Here is a 21,066-nt window from a genome sequence, read left to right on the forward strand (position 1 = left end):
CCCACGAAACCGCGGCCGCGCCGCCGGACCCGTTCAGTCGGTCGATTTCAGGTTGTGAACCGGGTCGAGCCACTCGACCAGCTCGGCTGTCGGTTCGAGCGCTGTGGCGATGCGCTCGGCGTCCTTGTAGGCCATCGGCGCCTCGTCGCGAACGCCCTCGACGACCGATTCGGAGTAGATGCCGTCCATCGCCGCCGCGAACTCGTCCATGTCGACCACGTCGTGGGCCCGCCGGCGGCTCATCACCCGGCCGGCGCCGTGGGGCGCGGTCCGGTGCCAGTCGTCGTTGCCCTTGCCGCGGGCGATGACCGACCCCTCGGCCATGTTAAACGGGACGACGAGCTGCTGGCCCTCGCGGGCCGGCGTCGCGCCTTTCCGGATCGTCAGGTCCCTGAAGTCGATGTAGTTATGGATGGACTGGAACCGCTCGACCGGCTCGACGCCCAGTACGTCACAGATGGCGTCGCTCATCAGCTCCCGGTTCCAGCGAGCGTACTGCTGGGCAAACAGCATGTCCACGTAGTAGCCGTGGGCCTCCCGACCCTCCAGCCAGTCGAGGTCCTCGTCCCGGTCGTCCTCGCCGAGGTCGTCCCGCACTGCCTGCTGAAGGCGACCGAGTCTGTCGAAGGCGTCCTCGATGTCACTCCCCGAAAGCTCCCGGCGCAGGCGCTCCTTGTCGATGTAGGATTCGCCCATCCCGCCGGTGACCCAGGTGTAGAGCTCACGCGACTCGACGGTGTCGGGGTCGAACTTCAGGTACTCGGTGTACTCGTCGGGAATCTCGGCGCGGATATCGCCGATGGCCCGCCGGTCGGTGGCCGTTCCCTGCCAGTACTGGGCGACGGACATCCCCAGGTACCGGGAGCCGCTGTGGACGACGAGCCAGTAGTTGCCCGACTCCCGGCCCTTCGCAAACTCCACGAAGTGGTTCCCTCCGCCCAGCGTGCCGGCGCTCTTGATGATGTGGTCCATCCCCTGGCGCTGGTCGGCCAGCACGCGGTCACAGAGTGACTCGAAGTAGTCGGCGTCGTAGCCGTCGAAATCGAACTCGATGGGGTCGATGTGTTCGCCAAAGCGCTCGGCGAAGGCCCGGTCGAACTGCTTGAACACCTCGTTGGCCCGCTCGAACGGGAACTCCGAGACCAGATGGGGCGCGTCGTCGTAGTCGTGGACCGACCGGCCCATCGGGACGGCCTCGCGAACGCGGCGCTCGCGTTCGGCGTCGTCGAGCGGGAGCCGCTGGCCCAGGTTCGTGGCCGCCATCCCACAGCCCACGTCCACGCCGACGATGTTGGGGACGACGCGGTCGGCAAGCGGCATCGTGAAGCCGATGGGCGCGCCCGCCCCCCAGTGTGTGTCGGGCATGATGCGGACCGGCTCGGTGAACGCCGGGTGGTCGATGAGCGTCTGTATCTGCTCCATACACCCCTCCTCGACCAGCGACTCGTCGTCGACCAGCACGCGCGCCGTGGTGTGGGCGCCCGAAAGCTCGATTGCCATTACCCGTGGTAGTTCCGAGGGGCGTTTGAACCTCACGGTGGTCCGGTCCCCGAAGACACACGCCGACCACGACCCGCTCTCTCGGTAGCCACTGTCGCCGGTAGCGCCGCTCAAAGGTCGATGTCAGTCGACAACGAATCCGGCGGCATGAACGTTCTTACCTCCTCAAAATCGTTCTCACTCTCTGGGAACCCCCGTCTCCGTATATACTGATGGGACGCACATGTTCTCATGTGAGGCACCGATGTCCTACCAAGCAACTAACCCCCTGACCGACGACTTCGAGCTCGCACTGGACGGGCCGTGGACGGCCTACTGGCTGGCCTTCCTGCGGCTTGTGACCGGGTGGTGGTTCTTCCACGCCGGCGTCACCAAGCTCATCGAGGACGGGCTGTCCTACACCTACGGAACGGCCTACCTCAAACAGATGACTGGAACGGCGCTGGGCCCGATTCCGGTGTGGATGGGGAACAACCTAGCGTGGCTCATCGAGCCCGGCGTCCCGCTGTTCGAGACGCTCATCGGGCTCGCGGTGATGGCCGGCGTGCTCACCCGACTGGCCGCGGCCGGCGGGGTCTTCTTCATGGCCCTGTTCTGGATCGGGAACGCTGAGTTCGGCCACGGGCTGGTCAACGCGGACCTGATGGGGCTGCTGCTGTTCGTGACGATCATCGTGGTCGGTGCGGGCCGGTACTACGGTCTCGGCGCCATCATCGAGCGGCTGGAGTTCGTCAAGCAACACCCGCGGCTCCGGTACCTACTGGGCTAACGAGGTGACAAAAAATGACTAACACTATCGACAAAGCGGCAATGGCATTGAGCAGCGGACTGATGTTGCTTGGCATCGCAGGGCTGGGCCTCGTCGAGATACTCGTCGGGTCGCCCTACGGTGCGGCACCGGTGACCAACGATGCCGGCGAAATCGTTGCGACGCCGATGGTCGATCCGGCGCTCCGGACCGGGCTGGTGCTGGCCGGGCTGCTCGTGCTGGCGCTCTACGGCGGATACAAGCTCGTGACGCCGGTCGAGCCCCGAAAAGAGGCGGCCGACCACGAGACGATAGCTGACTGAGACGGCAAACGGCTTTTTTCCCGGCAGCGTCTTTCGACGGTATGCTCGAAACGGGTGAGCCGGCGCCGGACTTCGACCTCGACGGGACCGACGGAGCAACGACCGGCGCTTACCGGCTTTCGGCGGCCGCCCGGCAGGCTCCGGTGGTAGTCGCCTTCTACACCGCGGACTTCGAGCCACGCTGTACCGCGTATCTGGAGGCGCTCCGGGACACCGACTGGGGTGACCTGACCGACGCCATCGCCGTCCTCGGCGTCGCGCCCGGGAGTATGGACGACCACCGCCAGTTTGCCGCCGACCTCGACCTGCCGTTCCCGCTGCTGGTCGACCACCCCGGCGTCGACGGTCAGTTCGGCGTCCAGCGCCCCGACGGCTCGACGCGGCGGGCGGCCTTTCTCGTCGACCGTCGGTGTCGCGTCGAGTTCGCGTGGGCGGACCCCGAGCCGGACCGCGACACGGTGGCGCCCGACATCGCGCCAATCCGGTCGGCCGTCGCGCGGCTGTGAGTGGAAAGCGGTAAGCGCCCGCCTCGCACACGGGGTCACATGGACCGCTCCCGGGCCGGCGTCCGCGAGACCTACGAGCGCATCGGCACCCACTTCTCGAAGACCCGCGAGTACGCCTGGCCCGAGGTCGAGTCCTTCGTCGCGGACGCCCCCGAAGGCGGGACGGCGCTCGATATCGGCTGTGGCAACGGCCGCCACGCCGCCTTGCTCGCCGACGCGGCCGACCGGGTCGTCGGGCTGGATGCTTCTCGGGCACTGCTCTCGGCCGCCGCCGAGCGCGTCGGTGACCGCGCCGCGCTCGCACTCGGGGACGCCGCCCGCCTGCCCCTGGCCGACGACCGTATCGACCTGGCTGTCTACGTTGCGACCCTGCACCACCTCCCGTCGGCCGCCGACCGGCGCGCGAGCCTCGACGAACTCGCCCGGGTGCTCTCCCCCGACGGCCGCGCGCTGGTCAGCGTCTGGAGCACGGCCCACGACCGCTTCGACGCCCCCGAGGACGCCGAGACCGGCTTCGACACCACCGTCGACTGGACGCTGCCCGGCGGCGAGACGGTGCCACGGTTCTACCACATCTACGCCCCGGCGGAGTTCCGACGGACGCTGAACCAAAGCGACCTGGCGACGGTCTCGTTCGAGGTCTCCAGTGGCAACTGCTACGCCGTCGTCCGGTCCGAAGGGAAAAGTCCTTAATCACCTTGGCTCTATTTCCGAGCACACCCGTTCGAGAGTGCGCTGGTGGTGAGCAACCCTGCGGGAGCTGCGGCCGGCGCCGACAACGCGACGAGCGGCGGTGGTGAGCAGTTCCCTTGGAACTGCGAACCTCGCCGCGCGAACGGAGTGAGCGCGGCGGTGGTCTAGTGGTAGGACCTGAGCCTTCCAAGCTCATGGCCCGGGTTCAAATCCCGGTCGCCGCATTTTCCGACGAACAATTCGTGAGTCGGAAATGCTGTACAAAGGGGTTTGAAGTAGTGAAGACGCAGCGCGAGCGAAGCCAGCGACCGTCTTCGGGTGGTTCAAATCCCGGCCGCCACATCCTGCGAGGAACAAATGTACGGAGCGACTACAACAACGTGGCGGCGGCAAAAAGACGTGTCGTGACTACCGCTCGATTGGTTCCCAGGTGTCCGAGCTGATGGTGGCGTCGGGGTTGTCGACGGCTTCGACGGTGAGGGTGTCGTCCGTCTCGGTACTGACCACGTCGACCGTGCTCTCTGACCCGCCGGGAAGCGCGGCCGGCGCGGTCCGGTCGGGAGCGGCGTCGCGGTCGGCGTCCTCGACCGTCGGCTCGGGCCGGTCACTGGCCGAATCGTTCACCAGCGTCGAACCGCCCGGAAACGCCAGTACCACGGCCCGTAGCCCGGACAGCAACCGGTCAAAGAGAGGCGTATCATCCGACCCGTCTCGGCCGTCGCTCGGCCCGTCACCCCGCGGCTCGTCGAGGGGGATGAGACTCATGCACACAGGTAGGATTCGGCGGTACTAAACAGTTATGTCGCTCACACGTTCTCCCGCTCAGAGCTCGATCCGCTCGACGATGCGGTCCCCGTTTTCGTGGCTGTTGAGCGCCACGATGCGGATCATCCCCTCCAGCCCGGAGCCGTGGAGTTTCGCCTTCAGGAGGTTGTCGACCTGGTAGACCCCGGCGGCGTTGTTCATCTCGATTTCGACCAGCACGGGGTAGTCGTCGCCGGGTTCGAGCGTCACCGTCTCGATGGCCTGGCTGGAGACGGTGTTGATGCCGCGGCCGCCGTGTTCATAGGGGATCCGCGAGCGCCCCCGCTCCATGTCCAGGGCGTCGGCGACGCGGACGACACCGGCCTCCAGCGTCAGCGGTTCCTCCTCGGTGTGGTGACAGAGGATGGCGTGGAGGACCTCGCCTTTCATCCGGACGCGCTCGCCGACGTCGTAGTACCCTTCGAGCAGTCGGTCGAGCAGGTCGGCGGCCAGCGGAATCGAGTAGTAGGGGTGGTCGTCGCGGTGGACGACGTGGCCGATGTCGTGCAGCGTCGCCGCGAGCGCGACGATGACTGCTTCGTCGGCCTCCGCAAGGTCCTGCTGGGCCGCGCCGTTGAACTCGACGCCGCCCCGCTTGAGCAGGTCGTAGAGACACAGCGCCCTGTTGCGGACGATGCTTATGTGTTTGGTCCCGTGGTCGTTGTAGCGTTTGCGGGCCACGGGATTGACGTTTTGCGCTTCGAGATACGCCTGCACTTCCTCGTCGGCGGCCAGCGTGTCGAGCACGTCGTTGACGCGCTCGTCGGGGAACGCGTGGTCGGCGCCGGGGTCGTAGATGCGGCCACCCGTCTCCTCGTCGGTCTCGCTCATAGCCTCATCAAGTGTGGCCAGCGAGAAAAAGCCGGGCTTTCAGGCGTCTCGGACGGCCTCGATGACCTCGTCGTAGTCGGGTTCGACGCCGGGATCGTCACTGGCCCAGGCGTAGGTCACGGTGCGGTCCTCGTCGACGACGAACACCGCCCGCTTTGCGAGGTTGTGGACGCCAAGGGCGGTGAAGTCCATCGAGATGTCGTAGGCGTCGACGATGTCGCGGTTGCTGTCGCTTATCAGGTCAAAGCCGAGCCCGAGTTCCTCGCGGAAGGCGTTCTGGGCGAACGGCGTGTCGATGCTCACCCCGTAGACGGTGACCCCCGCGTCGGTGAACTCGTCGAGGCGGTCGTCGAAGGTGTCCATCTCGTGACTGCAGACGCTCGTGAACGCGCCCGGGAAGAAAGCCAGCACGACCGGGCCGTCTGCGACGGCGTCGGAGAGGGACAGTTCGGCTACGTCGCCGTTTGCGAGCGGTGCGGTAAAATCCGGGGCCTCGTCGCCGACTGCAATCATACCCCGGCTTCCGGGTCCGAGACGGATGAGTGCCGTGGTCCGGCCTGCGCCCGCGGTGTCATTTAAATAGCCGCCGGCATATAGGACCACCATGCCCGACACGATGGAGGTCTACACCGGCATCGAGGTGACGGTCGAACACGTCTCCACGCTGGCCAACGGCGGCGCCCGCTTCAACATCACGGCCGAGGACGGTCGCAAGTGGCAGATAGACCTCACGCGCGACGGCGCGACGGAGGTCGTGACGACCTGGCGCGACGGCACGCTCGCGGACCTCGACGTGCCCGACTGGCTCGACGACGTCACCGCCCGGCTCGTCCAGCAGTGAGGCGGTGCGGTGTCAGTACCAGGTCCGACAAAAGGTTGATATCGCGGGATAGAACTGCTCGCCCGAAACGCCGATATCGGCGATCTCACCCCTGTAAAAGACAGTTCCGAAACCGGGGGACCAGACAAAAAGACTATAATAGCAACCACGTAAGTACCCATCACAATGTCAGGGACCATCGTACCACTGTTCCCCGGAGTTCCCGGTGGGGTGGAGCTGCTAGTTATCCTCCTCATCGCCGTGCTCCTGTTTGGCGCCAACAAGATTCCCAAGCTCGCTCGCTCGACCGGCGAGGCGATGGGCGAGTTCCAGAAGGGGCGTGAGGAAGTCGAGCAGGAGCTCGAGGAGATGCGCGAGGGCGCGTCCCCCAGCGAGTCGTCGAGCGCCGACGAGGCCGGAACCGCTTCCGAGACCGACTCGGTCACGACCGACGAGACGACGACCGAATCCAGCAGCAACTAACCGGATTTCCAGCTTTTATATCCCGGCGGGCGTGTGGCCTAGTGGACGAGGGTGAGGGGTTCCTAACCCCTAGAGCGCGGGTTCGAATCCCGCCACGCCCGTGCAGCGACCGCAGAGAGCGAACCGGCATGGCGGGATTCTAGTCACGCGAGACGAGCGCAGCGAGTCTCGCCTTGGGTCCGGATCCCGCCACGCCCGCCCTCACTTCGTGGGTTCGCGGCCGTGGCGTAGTTCGCGAAACCGCCGGTTTCGCTCACTCCCGCCACGCCCGTTTTGCGACGAGCGGACGGGCGCACAATATGCACCGGGACGAGCCGCGGCCGTCTACTCGACGATGACAGCGCCTTTCATCCCGACTCCCTGGTGGGGCAGACAGGAGTAGCGGTACTGGCCCGCCTCCTCGAAGGTGTGTTCGAAGGCGGTGTCCGGCTCCGGGGTGGCCCCACCGGAGCCGATGTCGGCGTCTTCGAAGGTGACGTTGTGGCCGCCACCCTCGCCGGTCCACTCCCACTGGACGGTCGACCCAGTGGTGACGCGGAGCGCGGGCGGGTCGAAGGCAAACGTCCCGCCGTTGCCCTCGGTGCCGACGCGGACGGTGGCGGTGGCGCTGCCCGTTCGGTCGGTGACTGTCCCGTCGAAGTTGCTCACATCGGCCAGCCACTCGTCGACGGCGTCGTACCCGGTCGACGGCGGTTCGGCGACGACGACGGCGCCTCGCATCCCGTCGTCGGGTTCGCTGACGAAGGCGTACTCGCCGGGTTCCTTGAAGAAGAACTCGTAGCTCGTGCCGGCCTGTGCGTTCGTGTTCCCGCTGTCGAAGGTGCCATCGAGCGCGACGACGTTGTGCTGGCCGCCGTGGCCGGTCCAGTCCCACTCCACTTCGGTCATCGGCGGGACCTCGATGACGACCGGCGAGAAGGCGATGCCGTCGTCGGTCTCCTCGCCGACGGCGACGGTCGGCCGTTCGCTCGGCCCGAACCGGCGTGTGTCGCCGTCGTAGCCGTTGGCGTCTTCGAGCCACGCGTCGAGGTCCTCGGGCGGTGTCCGCTCCGGCGTTCCGGTCGGGGTCGACTCGTCTTCGTCCGAGGTTCCGGTTGCGAGGCAACCGGCGGTGGCGGCGACGCCGGTCGCCGCTGTACTCAGGAGGAACGTGCGGCGGGTGGAGGGTCGTTGCATCACGCCGACAGATAGGGCCGAATACTGCCTAAAACACCCCTCGATTTCCACATTCTGGAAATCGGGACACGGTGCTTACTATCTCATCCACGTACCACAAGCCGGGGAGTCCCTCTACGTGACCGGTAGATTCACACCCGTGCCCTCCGATAGCACGCGAAACGGACTGTCCCCGCCGCCCACAGGAGGCCCCCGTGAGTGGAGACGAGACCGACGACCAAGCCCTGTTCGAGGCGTTAGCGGACCCCGACTGTCGCGATATCCTCGCGGCCGTCGACGAGCCACTGCCCGCGAGAGCCGTCGCGGAGGCGTGTGACCTCCCACAGACCAGCACGTACCGCAAGCTCCAGCAACTGAGCGAAGCGGGGCTGGTGGCCGAGGAGACGGAACTGCGTCCGGACGGCCACCATACGACCACGTACGTCCGCGACACGACAGGCGTCTTCGTTCCGCTCACGGGCGAAGACGCGTTCGACGTCGAGTGTCTCCGCCCCCGGAAATCAGCAGACGAGCGGCTAGCGCTCCTGTGGTCGCGCGTTAGTGAGGAACTATGAACGGTCAAATCTCGCCCATCGTCATCGGACTCAAGACTGTGACGCTACTGCTTGGCGGCCTCATCACTTACTTCGCCGCCAAGGCCGCAAGGAAAACCGGTTCCCGGGCGCTGACGTACCTCGCTGTCGGCTTTGGCACGGTCACCTCCGGGTCGCTGCTGGCCGGTGTCGCGGACCAGCTGTTCGGGTTCTCGGTGGCGACGGCGTTGCTTTTCGAGACCGCTGTCACCGCCGCGGGGTTCGCCGTCATCGCGTACTCGCTGTACGCCGCCGGCCGCGGCGCCTTGCTCGACCGGTGACCGTGCTTTGCAGACTGTCGCTGCAACCGTTCTCCCGGTCCGGGCACACGTGACGGGCAGACAAAACGCAGCGTGAAACCGTCGTCAGCTCTTGACGGGTCCCGGTACCTACGTGGTTCGGACGTGGGTTGATAATGGTCGAACCGGAAACGGAACGCATGCGAGGGCACAGATGACGGTGTGGCTCCGGGGCGACCACCTCGTTCGGCGCCGGGGGCCTCTGGCCCGCCGGCCGGACGAGCCACTGCTTCTCATCGAGGCCGAGTCGTTCGCCCGCAGACTGCCGTACCACCCGCACAAACTGACGCTGGTGTTTGCGGCGATGCGGCAGTTCCGGGACACGGCGCGGGAGGCGGGCCGAACCGTCCACTACCGACAGGTCGAGACGTTCGCGGACGGGCTCGCCGCCCATTTCGACGAGTATCCCGACGACCGGCTGGTGACCACCGAACCACAGACGGCCGGCGCCCGCGAGCGCATCGAAGCGCTGGTCTCTGGTGCGGGCGGAACCGTCGAGTTCGTTCCCGACGAGCGGTTCCTCTGTTCGCCAGACCGGTTCGACGCGTGGGCGAGCGAGGGCCGCTATCGCCACGAGGACTTCTATCGGTTCATGCGGCGCGAGACGGGCTACCTGATGGACGATGGCGACCCGGTCGGCGGGGAGTGGAACTACGACGATCAAAACCGCGAGACGCCACCGGAGGACTGGGAGTCGGCCGACCCGCCCACCTTCGAGATGGACGAGACGACCGAGGAGACCGCCAGATGGGTCACTGAGACGTTCGCCGGCGGCTACGACGGGCCGCCGTACGGCGGCGACTGGGCCGATCCCGAACCGTTCCGCTGGCCGGTCACCCGGCGGCAGGCAGTGCGGGCGCTTGACCACTTTGTCACCTACCGGCTCGCCGACTTCGGCCCGTATCAGGACGCCATGCGGGGCGAGGCGTGGGCCATGAGCCACAGCCTGCTGTCGACATCGCTGAACCTGGGCTTGCTCGCGCCCGACGAGGTAATCGAGCGCGCCATCGCGGCCTACGAGGACGGTTCGGCGCCGCTCAACAGCGTCGAGGGGTTCGTCCGACAGGTGCTCGGCTGGCGGGAGTTCCTCCGCCACGTCTACCGCCGCGAGATGCCGGAGTTGGCCACGGCGAACCAGCTGGGCGCCGCCGAACCGCTTCCGGAGTTCTACTGGACCGGCGACACCGACATGGCCTGTCTCTCGGACGTGGTCGAGGGGGTCCGAAAGCGTGGCTACTCCCACCACATCGAGCGGCTGATGCTACTGGCGAACTTCGGGCTCGTCTACGGCGTCGAGCCGGCCCAGCTCAACCGGTGGTTCCACGCGGCCTACGTCGACGCCTTCCACTGGGTGACGACGCCGAACGTCGTCGAGATGGGGCTGTACGGCGCCGGCGTCTTCGCGACGAAACCGTACGCCGCCTCGGCCAACTACGTCGACAAGATGAGCGACTACTGTTCGGGCTGTCCGTACTACAAGACAAAGACCACCGGTGAGGGAGCCTGTCCGTTCAACGCGCTGTACTGGGACTTCCTGGAGCGCAACGAGGACACGCTCCGCTCGAACCACCGGATGGGGCTGATGTACAGCCACGTAGACGGCAAAAGCGACGAGGAGTGGACCGAGATCCGCGAGCGGGCCGACGAGATTCGGGCGATGGCTCGCGAGGGCGAGCTGTGAGCTACCCCTCTCGCTCCCGCTGGCGCATCTCGTGGCGCGTGAACTGTGGCGTGGTGAGACTGTCGCCGCGCGAGCGGCGGAACGACCAGACGAGTACCGAAAGCGAGAGGCCGGTCACGCCCAGCGCCACGGCGACCGAGGGAAGCGTCGCGTCGACGTAAAAGAAGGCCGCCACGGGGATGCCGGCGGCCGCGACAAAGCCCACGAGCAGCCGCTTTGCCATCTGCCGGGCCAGCCCGTCGCCGTCCCTGAGGACGGTCTCCAGTGTCAGCTCCCCCCGCTGGGCGATATCGAGGGCCCGCTCCGCACGCGGTGCCGTCGTCACCAGCGACCTGGCGCCGCTGGTGACTGTCTCCTGAATCTCCTCGCGGATGGCGTCGCCCGCGTCGGTCCCGCCCTGGGCCATCACGTAGTCGGTTATCACCTCGATGAAGTCGAAGTCGGAATCGAGGGTCCGGCAGACCCCCTCAAGCACCGTGGTCACGCGCACCACGAGCGCGAGGTCCTGCGGGAGCCGCATCGGGAACTCGTAGAGCTGGCTCTCGAATTGCCCGACGAGCTGTTCGACGCGGTACTCGCTGATGTCCTCGCCGCGGAACTGCTCGATGACTATCTCGAATGCCTCGGCCATCACCTCGCGGTCCGCCGCCGGGTCCAGCGCCCCCATCGCGACGAAGGCGTCCATCACGCGGTCCACGTCGTCGGTCGCCAGCCCGACGTAGAACTCCATCAGCTGCTCGCGGGTGCGGGCCCCGAGCCGGCCGGTCATCCCGAAGTCATAGAAGACCAGCGTCCCGTCTTCCTGGACTGCCAGATTCCCGGGGTGGGGGTCGGCGTGGAAGCGGCCGTCCTCGACTATCATCCGGATGTACACCTCTTCGAGCCGCTGGACCAGCTCGCCGCGGTCGACGCCCATCTCGTCGATTCGGGCCACGTCGTCGATTTTCACCCCGTCGAGATACGTCATCGTCACCACGCGGTCCGTCGAGTGGCTCTCGACGACCTCGGGGATGGCCACGTCCCCCCTGTCGGCGAAGCTCGCGCCGATTTCCCGCAGCATTCGTGCCTCGTGGGCGTAGTCCATCTCCGCCCGGATCGTGGCGGCGAACTCCTCGCTTAGGTTCTCCAGCGTGTAGGCCTGGGCCGGGTCGGCGCCGCGGGCCAGCAGCGGCGTCAGCGTCTCCAGCACGCGCAGATCCGACTCGACGCGCTCCCGGATACCCGGCCGCAGCACCTTCACCGCGACCCGCTCCCCGTCGATTTCGGCCTCGTACACCTGCCCGAGCGAGGCGCCGCTGATAGGCTGGGTGTCGAAGCCGTCGAACCGCTCCGCAACGGGTGCGCCGAGTTCCGCTTCGAGTACCGGTTCGATCGTGTCCCACGGCTCGGGCGGCACCTTGTCCTGGAGTTCGGAGAGCACCTCGATGTACTCTCGCGGGAGCGCGTCCGGCCGTGTCGACAGCATCTGCCCCAGTTTGATGAAGGCCGGACCCAGGTCCAGAAACGTCGTCTTGAGCCGCCGCGCCCGCTGGACGCGCTGGTCGCTCGTAACCTCCCGGGAGCGGCCGAAAAACAGGAACCGCTTGCGGTCCCTGGCCCAGCCCCAGACGAACGGAACGAACTGCCAGGCGACGACGAGGGCGCGCCACAGCGCCCGCAGGCGGACACCCAGGCCCGAGGGCTGTCTGCGTGCGCCGCCGCTGGCCCGTGACTGACTCACTACCGGGTGTCAGGCTTCCGGGCAGATGAACGTACTGGAAGGTCGCTTACGGCCGCAACGCACCCAGTAGCTCGTAGTCTTCCTCGGGCGTGTAGCGACGGAAGACGATGCTGTTTGCCAGCACCGACACGGACGACAGCGCCATCGCTCCGGCCGCGAGTGCCGGCTGGAGCAGCCCGAGCGAGGCCAGCGGAATCATCACCGTGTTGTACCCCAGCGCCCAGAACAGGTTCTGCTTTATCTTCCGGAGGCTGGCCTCGGAGATGCGGATGGCCTTTAACACGTCGGCAGGGTCGTCACGCAGCAGGGTCACGTCGGCGGCCTCGATTGCCACGTCGGTGCCCGAACCGATGGCACAGCCGACGGTGGCCGTCGCCAGCGCGGGCGCGTCGTTGACGCCGTCGCCGACCATCATCGCGCGGCTCCCGCCGTCCTGAATCCCCTCGACCGCTTTGGCCTTCTCCTCGGGAAGCACCTCGGCCTGAACGTTGTCGGGGTCGATGCCGACCTGTTCGGCGACCGCGCGGGCGGTCCGGCCGTTGTCGCCGGTTATCATCCAGACGTCGAGGCCCCGCTCGCGGAGGTCGGAGACGGCTCGCTTGGCGCTGTCCTTGACGGTGTCCGCGTCGGCGACGACGCCGACCAGCTCGAAGCTATCCCCACTCGGCGCGGACAGTGCGACGAGCATCGCCGTCTTCCCCTCCCGCTCCAGTGCGTCCATCTGCTCCTCTGCGGGCTCGGTGTCGACGCCGTTTTCCTCCAGCAGTTTGCGGTTCCCGACCAGCACCTCGCCGTGTTCGGTCCTCGCCCGGACGCCCTGGCCGGGGACGTTCTCGAACGTGTCGGCGTCGGAAAAGTCGATGCCGCGCTCGCGTGCGCCCTCGACGATGGCTTTCGCGAGCGGGTGTTCGCTCCCGCTCTCGGCGCTTGCGGCGAGTTCGAGGACGAACGCCTCGGTGAGTTCGGGGCGTTCAGCCAGCGCTCCGCCGTCGGCCGCCGGACCGACGACCTCGACGTCGGTCAGCTCCATCTCGCCCTCGGTCAGCGTCCCGGTCTTGTCGAAGACGACGGTATCGATGTCACGGACAGTTTCGAGCACGTCGCCGCCCTTGAACAGGACGCCGTTGCGGGCGCCGATGGCCGTTCCGACCATCGTCGCGGCGGGGGTCGCCAGCCCCAGCGCGCAGGGACAGGCGATGAGCACCGCCGAGGCGAAGACGACGACGGCGAACTCGCCGACGCCCACGGCGGCGGGCCCCCCGGCCGCGAGCCCCCAGACGGGGAGCGCCTCGACGAAGCCGGCCAGCGCCTCGGGGGCGAGAGCCCAGACGACCGCCCACAGCAGGGCGTTCGCGATGACCGCCGGGACGAAGTACGCCGAGATGCGGTCGGCCACGTTCTGGATGTCGGGCTGGCGCGACTGGGCCTGTTTGACCCGCTCGACGATCTGCTGGAGCGCGGTCTCGGAGCCGACCTTCGTCGCCTCGATTTCGAGGACACCGTTCTGGTTGACTGTGGCGCCGATGACCTCGTCGCCCTCGCTCTTCTCGACGGGGACTGACTCGCCCGTGACCATCGACTCGTCGACCGCGCTGCCGCCGTCCCGGACGACGCCGTCGGTGGGAATCTTCTCACCGGGGCGGACCTTCAGCCGGTCGCCCACCGCCACGTCGGCGAGGGGGATCTCTTCCTCGGTGCCGTCCCTGATGACCGTCGCGGTGTCGGCCTCCATCTCCAGCAGCTCGCGGATGGCCGCACCGGCCTGGGACTTCGAGCGGGCTTCGAGGTAGTTGCCAAGCGTGATAAAGACGAGGATGAAGGCGGCCGTGTCGAAGTACAGCCCCGTGCTGGCGATGATATCGAGCAGGGCGACGACGGAGTAGCCGTAGGCCGTCGAGGAGCCAAGCGCGATCAGTACGTCCATGTTGGCCCGCCGGTTCTTCACGAGGGCCTTGTAGGCGTTCTCGTAGAACGGCTTCCCCAGCGCTATCTGGACCGGCGTCGCGAGCGCGAACTGGACCCAGCCAAGCGGCACGCCCAGAATCGCCGCCTCGAACAGTCCCAGCGACAGCAGGTGGTCGGCCATAAAGAGGAGCAAGGGCAGCGAGAGCGCGGCCCCAAAGAGCGTGAGCCGGAGCTGTCTCCGCACTTCCTCGTTCCGGGCGGCGTCCCGCCGCTCCGAGGCGGACTGCCCGCTCCCGCTGTCGTCACCCGAGTCGGCGTCCGCCCGGACCGGCGAATAGCCGGCGTCCTCGACGGCGTCGTAGAGGTCAGACAGCGAGGCGACTGACGGCAGATAGGTGACCTGAGCCTCGTCGGTGGCGTAGTTGACGTCCGCCGAGACGACGCCCTCGACGCCGACGAGCGCCTCCGTGTTCGCCTCGGCGCAGTTCGCACACGACATGTCGGTGATGCCGACTGTCGTCGTCTCGGTGTCGACCCCGTAGCCGGCGTCTTCCACGGCGGCGACGATGTCGCCGAGCGAGACCTGGTCGGGGTCGTAGGTGACGCTTCCCTCGTCGGTCGCGTAGTTGGCGTCGACCGACGAGACGCCGTCGAGGTCGCCGACGCGGTTCTCGATGGTCCCCGAACAGTTCGCACAGCTCATCCCCGTAAGCTCTAGGCGGATAGTGTGGTCGCTCATCTTGTCCTCTAGTAGGGGCTGCCCGTTGATGCGGTTTGTCCCTCTGTTCGGTAAACACTGGACGATAGAAATCTTTGAATCGAAAGTGAGGTCGCGTGGCTGTGTTCGGTCCTAAACCGAAAGCGGCAACGCGTTCGCCACGGCGGCGACGACGGTCTCCCACACCGAGACGCCGAAGGCGACCTTCAGGGCGAAGTCGGCGGCGAAAAAGAGGAACAGGACGGCGCCGACGAAGTGGGCCTTCCGGAGGTCGAAGCGGTGAGAGAACCTGTGGAAAAACAGCGCGTTGGCGATGCTCACCGGGATGATGGCGAGCATCTCGCCGGTCCAGATAGCCGTCCCGAAGGCGGGGTACTGGGCGGCCAGCGAGATGGTGATGAGCTGGGTCTTGTCGCCGAACTCGCCGAAGGCCATCAACGCGAAGATGGGGAGAAAGCCACCGAGCTTGTTCGGGACCTGCCAGTCGACGTAGGGGACGGACACGTCGAGTTCGCCGCCGTCGGTCAGGGCGCCCGTTGCGGCCTCCTGGTTGGGGGCACCCTCTTGCGGTGCGGTTCTGACCAGCAGGTAGGCAAAGAAGACAAAGAGTGCGGCGGTCATCGCGTCGAGGTAGATGCCCGGGAGGAGGTCGGTGACGGCGCTGCCGAGCCAGATCTCCAGGGCCGTCCAGCCGGCGAAGGCGGTCCCGGCCGCGGCGACGACCATCGCCGGGTGGTATCGAGTGGCAAGGCCCGCGATGATGAACTGGACCTTCTCGCCGGGCAGCACGGCCAGCTGTGCGCCAGCGGCGATGGCGACGACGCCGAGCCACGTGACCTCGCTCACGCCTCGGTCACCTCTTCGACGGCGTCCTCGGGGTTGCAGACCTGGATGGCGTCGGCGATGTGGTCGGGCAGCGCCACCGTCTCGCCGCTGGTCAGCCGGACCGTCACCATCCCGATGGGCGCCACTTCCTCGACGACGAGTTCGACGCCGGGACGGATGCCCGCGCCGTCGAGATACGTCAGCTCCTCGGGGTCGCGGTCACGGACGCGGGCGACCAGCAGCCGGCTCTCCTCGCCGTGGTCGGCCAGCGCCGACGCCGGGATGTCGTCGATTGGGTCCAGCGTGTCGCTGGGAATCGGGTCCCCGTGGGGGTCGACGTCGGGGTCGTCCAGGGCGGCGGCGACGCGGCGCTCGAACTCCTCGCTGATGTGGTGTTCCAGGATTTCGGCTTCCTCGTGGACCTGCGACCAGTCGTACCCCAGCTCCTCGGTGAGAAAGGTCTCCAGGAGCCGGTGGTGGCGGATGACCTCCAGTGCGACCTTCTCGCCCTCGGGTGTCAGCGTGACGCCCTTGTATTTCTCGCGCTCGACGAGCTCCCGGTCGGCGAGCGTCTCCGCCATGCTCGTGGCCGTCGGCGGTGTCACGTCCAGCGTGTCGGCGATAGTCGAGGTCGCCACGGGCGGCTCGTTTTCCCGTTCGAGCCGGTAGATCGTCTTCAGATAGTCCTCCATCTTCGCACTTAACATACACTGGTTTAGACTAGTCTAACTCAAAAGTATACTGGTCCAAAACAAATATTGAACGGCCCACATTTATCGCTGTCGCGGCCCATACTGGTTGCCGGACGTTCGTAGCGACATCCGCGGTGGCGAATTCCGTCTGCTTGGTACTGCCACCAGTATCAGAGTCCGTCGTCGGCGTACGTCTCCCGGCGGGCCCGAGTCAGCAGATAGAGGAACAGATAGCCGACAGCCCCCAGCGCAAAGAGCGTCGCCGGGATGAGGAACGGGCCGAAAGTCGCGATGAGGGTCTCGACGACGGTCGGCAGTAACATGGGCCTACTTGCCGCGCCGGCCACATAAGCCCCGGTACCGACCGACAGGTTAGGGGCTGTCGAGCCCAACCGGGTGGTATGTACCGGCTCGGCCATCAGGGGGCCGCACTCGTCGTCTACGCGCCGCTGGGGCTGGCGCTGTTACTGCTGGGGCGGCCCACGCTCGCGGTCGGTGGCGGCGCGGTCTCGCTTTCACTCGCCTCGCTTCCCGATATCGACCAGCGGCTCCCCGGCGTGGCCCACCGCGGGAGCACGCACACGCTCGGGTTCGCCCTCACGGTGGGCGCGACGCTGGGCGCTCTCGGCTGGCTGCTCGGGCGGAGCGCGGGTGTCGAGGCGGCCGTTGCGTTCGCCGTCGTCGGGGCCGCCGGCACCGCCGCTATCGTCTCACATCTGCTCGCAGACGCCCTCACACCGATGGGAATCACGCCCTTCTGGCCGGTTTCGGACCGGCACTACACCGCTGACCTCTGCCGGGCGGACAACACGCTGGCGAACTACGCGCTGCTGGCGCTCGGTATCGCCGTCACGGTCGCGGTGCTGACCGTCGCTAGATGAGGTCCTGGGACTCCAGTGACGCCATCACGTCGTCGACGAAGTCGTCGACGCTCTCGTAGGGGAACTCCCCGTCGAGTTTGGTGTTCAGCTCCATCGCCGTCATCGAGAACTCCCCCGACTCGAACTTCGTCGACGGGCCGCTTGGCAGGGCCGGTACGAGGTCCATCGGGCTGGAGATGGGGTAATCTGCGTCCTGAAACGCCTCGGTGAACTGCTCGCGGAGTTCGGCCTTGTCGACCATACTGTCGGTTACACAACCCGGCCAATAAAGAATTCGACAGGGGTACACTCTCCCGTTGTTCAGCGTTTATTTCGGGACCGGCGGCGCCACGAGTCGGGTGGTTCAAGGCTACGCCACCGCACGTACCGGTATGTACACGCCGACTCGCAGGCAGTTTCTCGCCGGTTCGGCCCTCTCCGTGGCCGCACTGGCGGGCTGTTCGTCGTCCGAATCTACCGGCACACCGGCAGGGCCTCTCGGGGGAGTTGAACTGGCCGGAGACGCGGTTGCCAGCGGGTTTCGGGCCCCGGTCGACGTGACCGCCCCGAGCCCCGGGGAGTACTTCGTCGCCGACCAGTTCGGGCAGGTGTCGTACGTCGAATCCGCCGGGGCGTCCCCCGCTGTGGCCGCCGACCTGACCGACCGGATGGCCGAGCCGGGCGGCGAGAAGGGGCTGCTCGGCATCGCGCTCCACCCGGAGTCCGACGGGTCGGGCCGGATGTACGTCCGCTACAGCGCGCCCCTGCGCGAGCGGATGCCGTCGAACTACTCACACACGTTCGTCCTCTCCGAGTTCCAGCTCTCCGGGGGTCGGCTCGACGAGGAAAGCGAGCGCGTCCTCCTCGAAATCCCGGAACCACAGGCCAACCACAACGCCGGTGCCATCGGATTCGGGCCGGACGGCTACCTCTACGTCGCCGTCGGCGACGGCGGCGGCGGCAACGACCAGGGCCGGGGCCACGTCGACGACTGGTACGACGCGGTCGAGGGCGGCAACGGGCAGGACGTCACCGAGAACCTGCTGGGGAGCCTCCTCCGCATCGACGTCGACGGCGGCGAGAGCGACGCGACCACCTCGGAGGGGGAGGGCGGGCGACCGTACGGCATCCCCGAGGACAACCCGCTGGTCGGCGAACCCGGCCTAGACGAACACTACGCCTGGGGCTTTCGCAACCCGTGGCGGTTCTCCTTTGGCCCGGACGGGCGCCTCTTTGTCGCCGACGTGGGTCAGGCCAGCTACGAGGAGATAAACGTCGTCGAGCGGGGCGGCAACTACGGGTGGAACGTCCGCGAGGGCGCACACTGTTTCCGAAGCGAGGAGTGCCCGACGACCGGCCCCGACGGCGACCCGCTCGTCGACCCTATCATCGAGTACCCCCACCAGGGCGACGGCATCACCGGCGTCTCCGTTATCGGCGGTCACGTCTACGACGGGGGGGACATCCCGCGCCTGCAGGGGCGGTACGTCTTTGCCGACTACGTCGCGGAGGGGGAGCTGTTCGTCGCGACAGAGGGCGAGGACGGCTGGTCGCTGTCGTCGGTTCCCATCTCCGGCATCGGCCCGCGGGTGCTCTCGTTCGGCCGGACGCCTGCTGGCGAGTTGCTTGTCTGTTCGACCGGGGATTCGGGCGGCGCGGTCCACCGGGTTCGAGCGACCGACGCTACTCCAGAATAGCGTCCACGTCGGCCAGCGAGTCCAGCACGTGGTCGGGTTTCACCTCGCTGGCGGCGAGCTTGGCGTCGTCGGTGACGCCGGTCATCACCAGCGCCGTCTCCATCCCCGCGCGCTCTCCCAGCATGATGTCCGTCTCCAGGCGGTCACCGACGACGAGGATGTCCTCGGGGTCGTGGTCGAGGCGGTCGAGTGCCGCCTCGATGGCGACCTCGGACGGCTTGCCCAGCACCCGGTCCGGCTCGCGCTCCGTGACGCCCGTGATGGCCCGGAGCACGGCGCCGGTCCCCGGGACCGGGTGGCCGTCCGGCCCGGGGAAGGTCGGGTCGGGGTCCGTCCCCAGGTAGACGGTGCCGGTGTCGAGCGCGCGCAGGGCGTCGACCATGTCGTCGTAGTGGAACTCGTCGGTCCAGGAGGCGAGCAACACGTCGGCCTCGCGGGGCTCGTCGACGACGGTCGCTTGGCCGCGGTCGATACGGTCCCGAATCGAGTCCGAGCCGATGACGAAGACGTCGTCGCCGGCGTGGTGGTCGTCGACGTAGGCCCGCGTGACCACGGCCGAGGAGCAGGCCTCCCCGGGCCGGGCATCGACGCCCAGCGACTGCAGGCGCTCGACGTACTCCTCGCCGCCGTGGAGCGGATTGTTCGAGAAAAACAGGATAGAGAGGTCCCGCTCGCGCAGGCGGTCGACCGCTTCCGGCGCCCCGGGCAGCGGGTTGTCTTCGTGATACACCGTTCCGTCGAGGTCCAGCAGGACGCCCCGGACTGTCATGGCCCCCGCTATGGAGTCAGGGGTCAAAAGCCCCTCACTCGCGCCGCGCCACGTCGGTGATTTCGAACCGGGCGCCGCCGGCGTCGCTGTCGGTGAGCTCGAGGTGCCAGCCGTGGGCGTCGGCTATCTGGGCGACGATGGCCAGCCCGATGCCCATCCCGTCGTCGGCCGTCGAGTGCCCCATCTCGAACACGCTGCTCCCGTCGCTGACCCCGCAGCCGTCGTCGGCGACGTAGAACCCGTCCTCGAAATCGCAGACAGTCACCGTCACGGGGCAGTCGTTGTGTTCGACGGCGTTGCGATAGAGGTTCGCAAAGAGGTCCCGCGCCCGGGTCGGGTCGGCCTCCATCTCGCCGGTCGCCGCCACCGATAGCGTCGCTTCCTCGGTCTCCACGTCGGCCCAGGCAGCCTCGGCCAGCGTCCCGATATCGACCCACTCGGGCTCGTCGACGGCCCGCCCCTCGCGAGCCAACGTCAACACGTCCTCGATGATCTCGCCCATCCGGTCGAGCGAGCGGTCTATCTTCCCGACCAGGTCGTCATCGTCGTCCACGTCAAGCAGTTCCAGGGCGCTGTCGGCGACGTTCAGCGGGTTGCGCAGGTCGTGGCTGACGACGCTTGCGAACTCCTCTAGCCGCTCGTTTTGCCGTTCCAGCTCCTGCTGGCGCTCGATTTGCTCGGTCACGTCTCTGGAGACGAGCTGGACGGTGGCCCGCTGGCGGTGGCTCTCGACGGGGACGAACTGGTTCTGGTAGTGGCGCCCGTCCAGCGAATCCGTCGTCTCGACCGTCTCGCCGTCCTCGATCGCCTTTCGGGCCGCGGCGACCCGTCGGCGGGCGGTCTCGGTGTCCATAACGTCGGTCAGTCGCTCGCCCGACAGCGCCTCGGGGGTCGTCCCGAGCCAGTCGGCCATCGACGGGTTGGCCGACAGCAGGACCCCTTTTCCGGTGAGGTGTGCGATACCGTCCGGCGAGTTCGCAACCAGCGACTCGAACTTCTTTCTGGTCCGGTCCTGTTCGACGACGCTCTCGATGCGGTTTGCCAGCCGGCCGTACTGCTTGTCCTCGACGACCTCGAGTTTCAGCAGGTAGTCGGCCACGCCGGCGTTTATCGCCTCGCTCGCGGTCTCCTCGTCGCCCCGCCCGGTAAGCAGTATAAAAGGAAGCGACGGGTCGTCCTCACGCACGGCCGACAGCAGCTCCAGTCCGTCCATCTCCGGCATCTCGTAGTCGCTGACGACGCAGTCGAACTCCTCTTCGGCCAGTCGCTCGGCGGCTTCGGTCCCGCTGTGGACCGAGACCGCCTCCATGTCGTGTTCCTGGCTCAACGTCTCCGCAGTCATGTCGGCGAAGAACTCGCTGTCGTCGACCACCAGCGCCCTGATATCTCCCTTAGACATTGCTCTCCTCGTCTACCGTATTCGAACACGCTTCCACACTTGTAC

At 67.2% G+C, this 21,066-nt stretch carries 24 protein-coding genes and 2 tRNA genes; 13 read left to right on the plus strand and 13 right to left on the minus strand.

The genetic code is table 11. The features are described 5' to 3' along the window. Positions 1-33 precede the first annotated feature (33 nt). Entirely contained in the window at positions 34-1,500 is a 1,467-nt protein-coding gene (locus tag VJ162_RS01550) for an RtcB family protein (RefSeq protein WP_324661947.1), read from the minus strand. A 244-nt stretch (positions 1,501-1,744) separates the two neighbouring features. Here VJ162_RS01550 and VJ162_RS01555 point away from each other — a divergent pair, with 244 nt between their 5' ends. The 5 genes from VJ162_RS01555 to VJ162_RS01575 all read left to right on the plus strand — a co-directional run bounded on the left by VJ162_RS01555 (position 1,745) and on the right by VJ162_RS01575 (position 3,994). Continuing rightward, on the plus strand, positions 1,745-2,269 hold the full coding sequence (locus VJ162_RS01555) for a DoxX family protein (protein ID WP_324662963.1): 525 nt from the start codon (positions 1,745-1,747) through the stop codon (positions 2,267-2,269). Between the two features lie 41 nt (positions 2,270-2,310). Further along, the gene (locus VJ162_RS01560) at positions 2,311-2,571 is read left to right on the plus strand and encodes a hypothetical protein (RefSeq protein ID WP_324661948.1); all 261 of its coding nucleotides are present in this window, start codon (positions 2,311-2,313) and stop codon (positions 2,569-2,571) included. 41 nt (positions 2,572-2,612) lie between these two features. Continuing rightward, positions 2,613-3,077, plus strand: a complete 465-nt coding sequence (locus VJ162_RS01565) for a redoxin domain-containing protein (RefSeq protein WP_324661949.1) — start codon at positions 2,613-2,615, stop codon at positions 3,075-3,077. A 39-nt stretch (positions 3,078-3,116) separates the two neighbouring features. After that, complete coding sequence (locus tag VJ162_RS01570) at positions 3,117-3,770, plus strand: class I SAM-dependent methyltransferase (protein ID WP_324661950.1); 654 nt, start codon at positions 3,117-3,119, stop codon at positions 3,768-3,770. A 153-nt stretch (positions 3,771-3,923) separates the two neighbouring features. Next, positions 3,924-3,994: transfer RNA gene (locus VJ162_RS01575), tRNA-Gly, on the plus strand. Between the two features lie 184 nt (positions 3,995-4,178). Here the strand turns inward: VJ162_RS01575 and VJ162_RS01580 are convergent. From VJ162_RS01580 to VJ162_RS01590, 3 genes are read right to left on the minus strand one after another with little or no spacing between them, the layout of a single operon-like run. Beyond that, positions 4,179-4,535 (minus strand): hypothetical protein, encoded by a 357-nt coding sequence (locus VJ162_RS01580; protein ID WP_324661951.1) that lies wholly within the window; start codon positions 4,533-4,535, stop codon positions 4,179-4,181. Positions 4,536-4,592: 57 nt separating this feature from the next. Then, complete coding sequence (locus VJ162_RS01585) at positions 4,593-5,405, minus strand: HD domain-containing protein (protein WP_324661952.1); 813 nt, start codon at positions 5,403-5,405, stop codon at positions 4,593-4,595. A 39-nt stretch (positions 5,406-5,444) separates the two neighbouring features. Next, positions 5,445-5,918, minus strand: a complete 474-nt coding sequence (locus VJ162_RS01590; protein ID WP_324661953.1) for a redoxin domain-containing protein — start codon at positions 5,916-5,918, stop codon at positions 5,445-5,447. A 91-nt stretch (positions 5,919-6,009) separates the two neighbouring features. On the opposite strand from VJ162_RS01590, the gene VJ162_RS01595 reads away from it, so the two are divergent. From VJ162_RS01595 to VJ162_RS01605, 3 genes are all read left to right on the plus strand, one after another. Beyond that, the gene (locus VJ162_RS01595; protein ID WP_324661954.1) at positions 6,010-6,246 is read left to right on the plus strand and encodes a hypothetical protein; all 237 of its coding nucleotides are present in this window, start codon (positions 6,010-6,012) and stop codon (positions 6,244-6,246) included. Between the two features lie 165 nt (positions 6,247-6,411). Further along, a complete protein-coding gene (tatA, locus tag VJ162_RS01600; RefSeq protein WP_324661955.1) occupies positions 6,412-6,708 on the plus strand; it encodes a twin-arginine translocase TatA/TatE family subunit in 297 nt (98 codons plus the stop codon). Positions 6,709-6,735: 27 nt separating this feature from the next. Continuing rightward, positions 6,736-6,809, plus strand: a tRNA-Arg gene (locus VJ162_RS01605). A 223-nt stretch (positions 6,810-7,032) separates the two neighbouring features. Here the strand turns inward: VJ162_RS01605 and VJ162_RS01610 are convergent. Continuing rightward, complete coding sequence (locus VJ162_RS01610) at positions 7,033-7,884, minus strand: halocyanin domain-containing protein (RefSeq protein ID WP_324661956.1); 852 nt, start codon at positions 7,882-7,884, stop codon at positions 7,033-7,035. Between the two features lie 194 nt (positions 7,885-8,078). Between VJ162_RS01610 and VJ162_RS01615 the strand changes: the two genes are divergently transcribed. The 3 genes from VJ162_RS01615 to VJ162_RS01625 all read left to right on the plus strand — a co-directional run bounded on the left by VJ162_RS01615 (position 8,079) and on the right by VJ162_RS01625 (position 10,436). Next, positions 8,079-8,438: a helix-turn-helix domain-containing protein gene (locus VJ162_RS01615; protein ID WP_324661957.1), complete on the plus strand. Its 360-nt coding sequence runs from the start codon at positions 8,079-8,081 to the stop codon at positions 8,436-8,438. Then, positions 8,435-8,737 carry a DUF7521 family protein gene (locus VJ162_RS01620; RefSeq protein WP_324661958.1) on the plus strand — a complete coding sequence of 101 codons (303 nt, stop codon included), beginning with the start codon at positions 8,435-8,437 and terminating at the stop codon, positions 8,735-8,737. The genes VJ162_RS01615 and VJ162_RS01620 overlap by 4 nt, the downstream gene beginning before the upstream one ends. 172 nt (positions 8,738-8,909) lie before the next feature. Next, entirely contained in the window at positions 8,910-10,436 is a 1,527-nt protein-coding gene (locus VJ162_RS01625; protein ID WP_324661959.1) for a cryptochrome/photolyase family protein, read from the plus strand. A 1-nt stretch (position 10,437) separates the two neighbouring features. Here VJ162_RS01625 and VJ162_RS01630 read toward each other — a convergent pair whose 3' ends face one another. The 5 genes from VJ162_RS01630 to VJ162_RS01650 form a co-directional block, all read right to left on the minus strand. Further along, positions 10,438-12,156, minus strand: coding sequence for an ABC1 kinase family protein (locus VJ162_RS01630; protein WP_324661960.1), 1,719 nt, complete (start codon positions 12,154-12,156; stop codon positions 10,438-10,440). 46 nt (positions 12,157-12,202) lie between these two features. Beyond that, positions 12,203-14,800: a heavy metal translocating P-type ATPase gene (locus VJ162_RS01635; RefSeq protein ID WP_324661961.1), complete on the minus strand. Its 2,598-nt coding sequence runs from the start codon at positions 14,798-14,800 to the stop codon at positions 12,203-12,205. Positions 14,801-14,911: 111 nt separating this feature from the next. Continuing rightward, the gene (locus VJ162_RS01640; RefSeq protein WP_324661962.1) at positions 14,912-15,625 is read right to left on the minus strand and encodes a TMEM165/GDT1 family protein; all 714 of its coding nucleotides are present in this window, start codon (positions 15,623-15,625) and stop codon (positions 14,912-14,914) included. Next, entirely contained in the window at positions 15,622-16,311 is a 690-nt protein-coding gene (locus VJ162_RS01645; protein ID WP_324661963.1) for a metal-dependent transcriptional regulator, read from the minus strand. The genes VJ162_RS01640 and VJ162_RS01645 overlap by 4 nt, the downstream gene beginning before the upstream one ends. 155 nt (positions 16,312-16,466) lie before the next feature. Beyond that, complete coding sequence (locus tag VJ162_RS01650) at positions 16,467-16,619, minus strand: hypothetical protein (RefSeq protein WP_324661964.1); 153 nt, start codon at positions 16,617-16,619, stop codon at positions 16,467-16,469. Positions 16,620-16,697: 78 nt separating this feature from the next. Here VJ162_RS01650 and VJ162_RS01655 point away from each other — a divergent pair, with 78 nt between their 5' ends. Then, entirely contained in the window at positions 16,698-17,177 is a 480-nt protein-coding gene (locus VJ162_RS01655) for a metal-dependent hydrolase (RefSeq protein WP_324661965.1), read from the plus strand. On the opposite strand, the gene VJ162_RS01660 is transcribed toward VJ162_RS01655, so the two are convergent. Then, complete coding sequence (locus tag VJ162_RS01660) at positions 17,170-17,418, minus strand: MTH865 family protein (RefSeq protein WP_324661966.1); 249 nt, start codon at positions 17,416-17,418, stop codon at positions 17,170-17,172. The genes VJ162_RS01655 and VJ162_RS01660 overlap by 8 nt on opposite strands. Positions 17,419-17,548: 130 nt before the next feature. On the opposite strand from VJ162_RS01660, the gene VJ162_RS01665 reads away from it, so the two are divergent. Continuing rightward, positions 17,549-18,853: a PQQ-dependent sugar dehydrogenase gene (locus VJ162_RS01665; RefSeq protein ID WP_324661967.1), complete on the plus strand. Its 1,305-nt coding sequence runs from the start codon at positions 17,549-17,551 to the stop codon at positions 18,851-18,853. On the opposite strand, the gene VJ162_RS01670 is transcribed toward VJ162_RS01665, so the two are convergent. After that, positions 18,840-19,622, minus strand: coding sequence for an HAD-IIA family hydrolase (locus VJ162_RS01670; RefSeq protein WP_324661968.1), 783 nt, complete (start codon positions 19,620-19,622; stop codon positions 18,840-18,842). The two genes, VJ162_RS01665 and VJ162_RS01670, sit on opposite strands and share 14 nt — an antisense overlap. A 34-nt stretch (positions 19,623-19,656) precedes the next feature. Further along, complete coding sequence (locus VJ162_RS01675; protein ID WP_324661969.1) at positions 19,657-21,021, minus strand: hybrid sensor histidine kinase/response regulator; 1,365 nt, start codon at positions 21,019-21,021, stop codon at positions 19,657-19,659. Positions 21,022-21,066 lie beyond the last annotated feature (45 nt).

This window comes from Haloarcula sediminis (genome assembly GCF_035656455.1).
Lineage (GTDB): Archaea > Halobacteriota > Halobacteria > Halobacteriales > Haloarculaceae > Haloarcula > Haloarcula sediminis.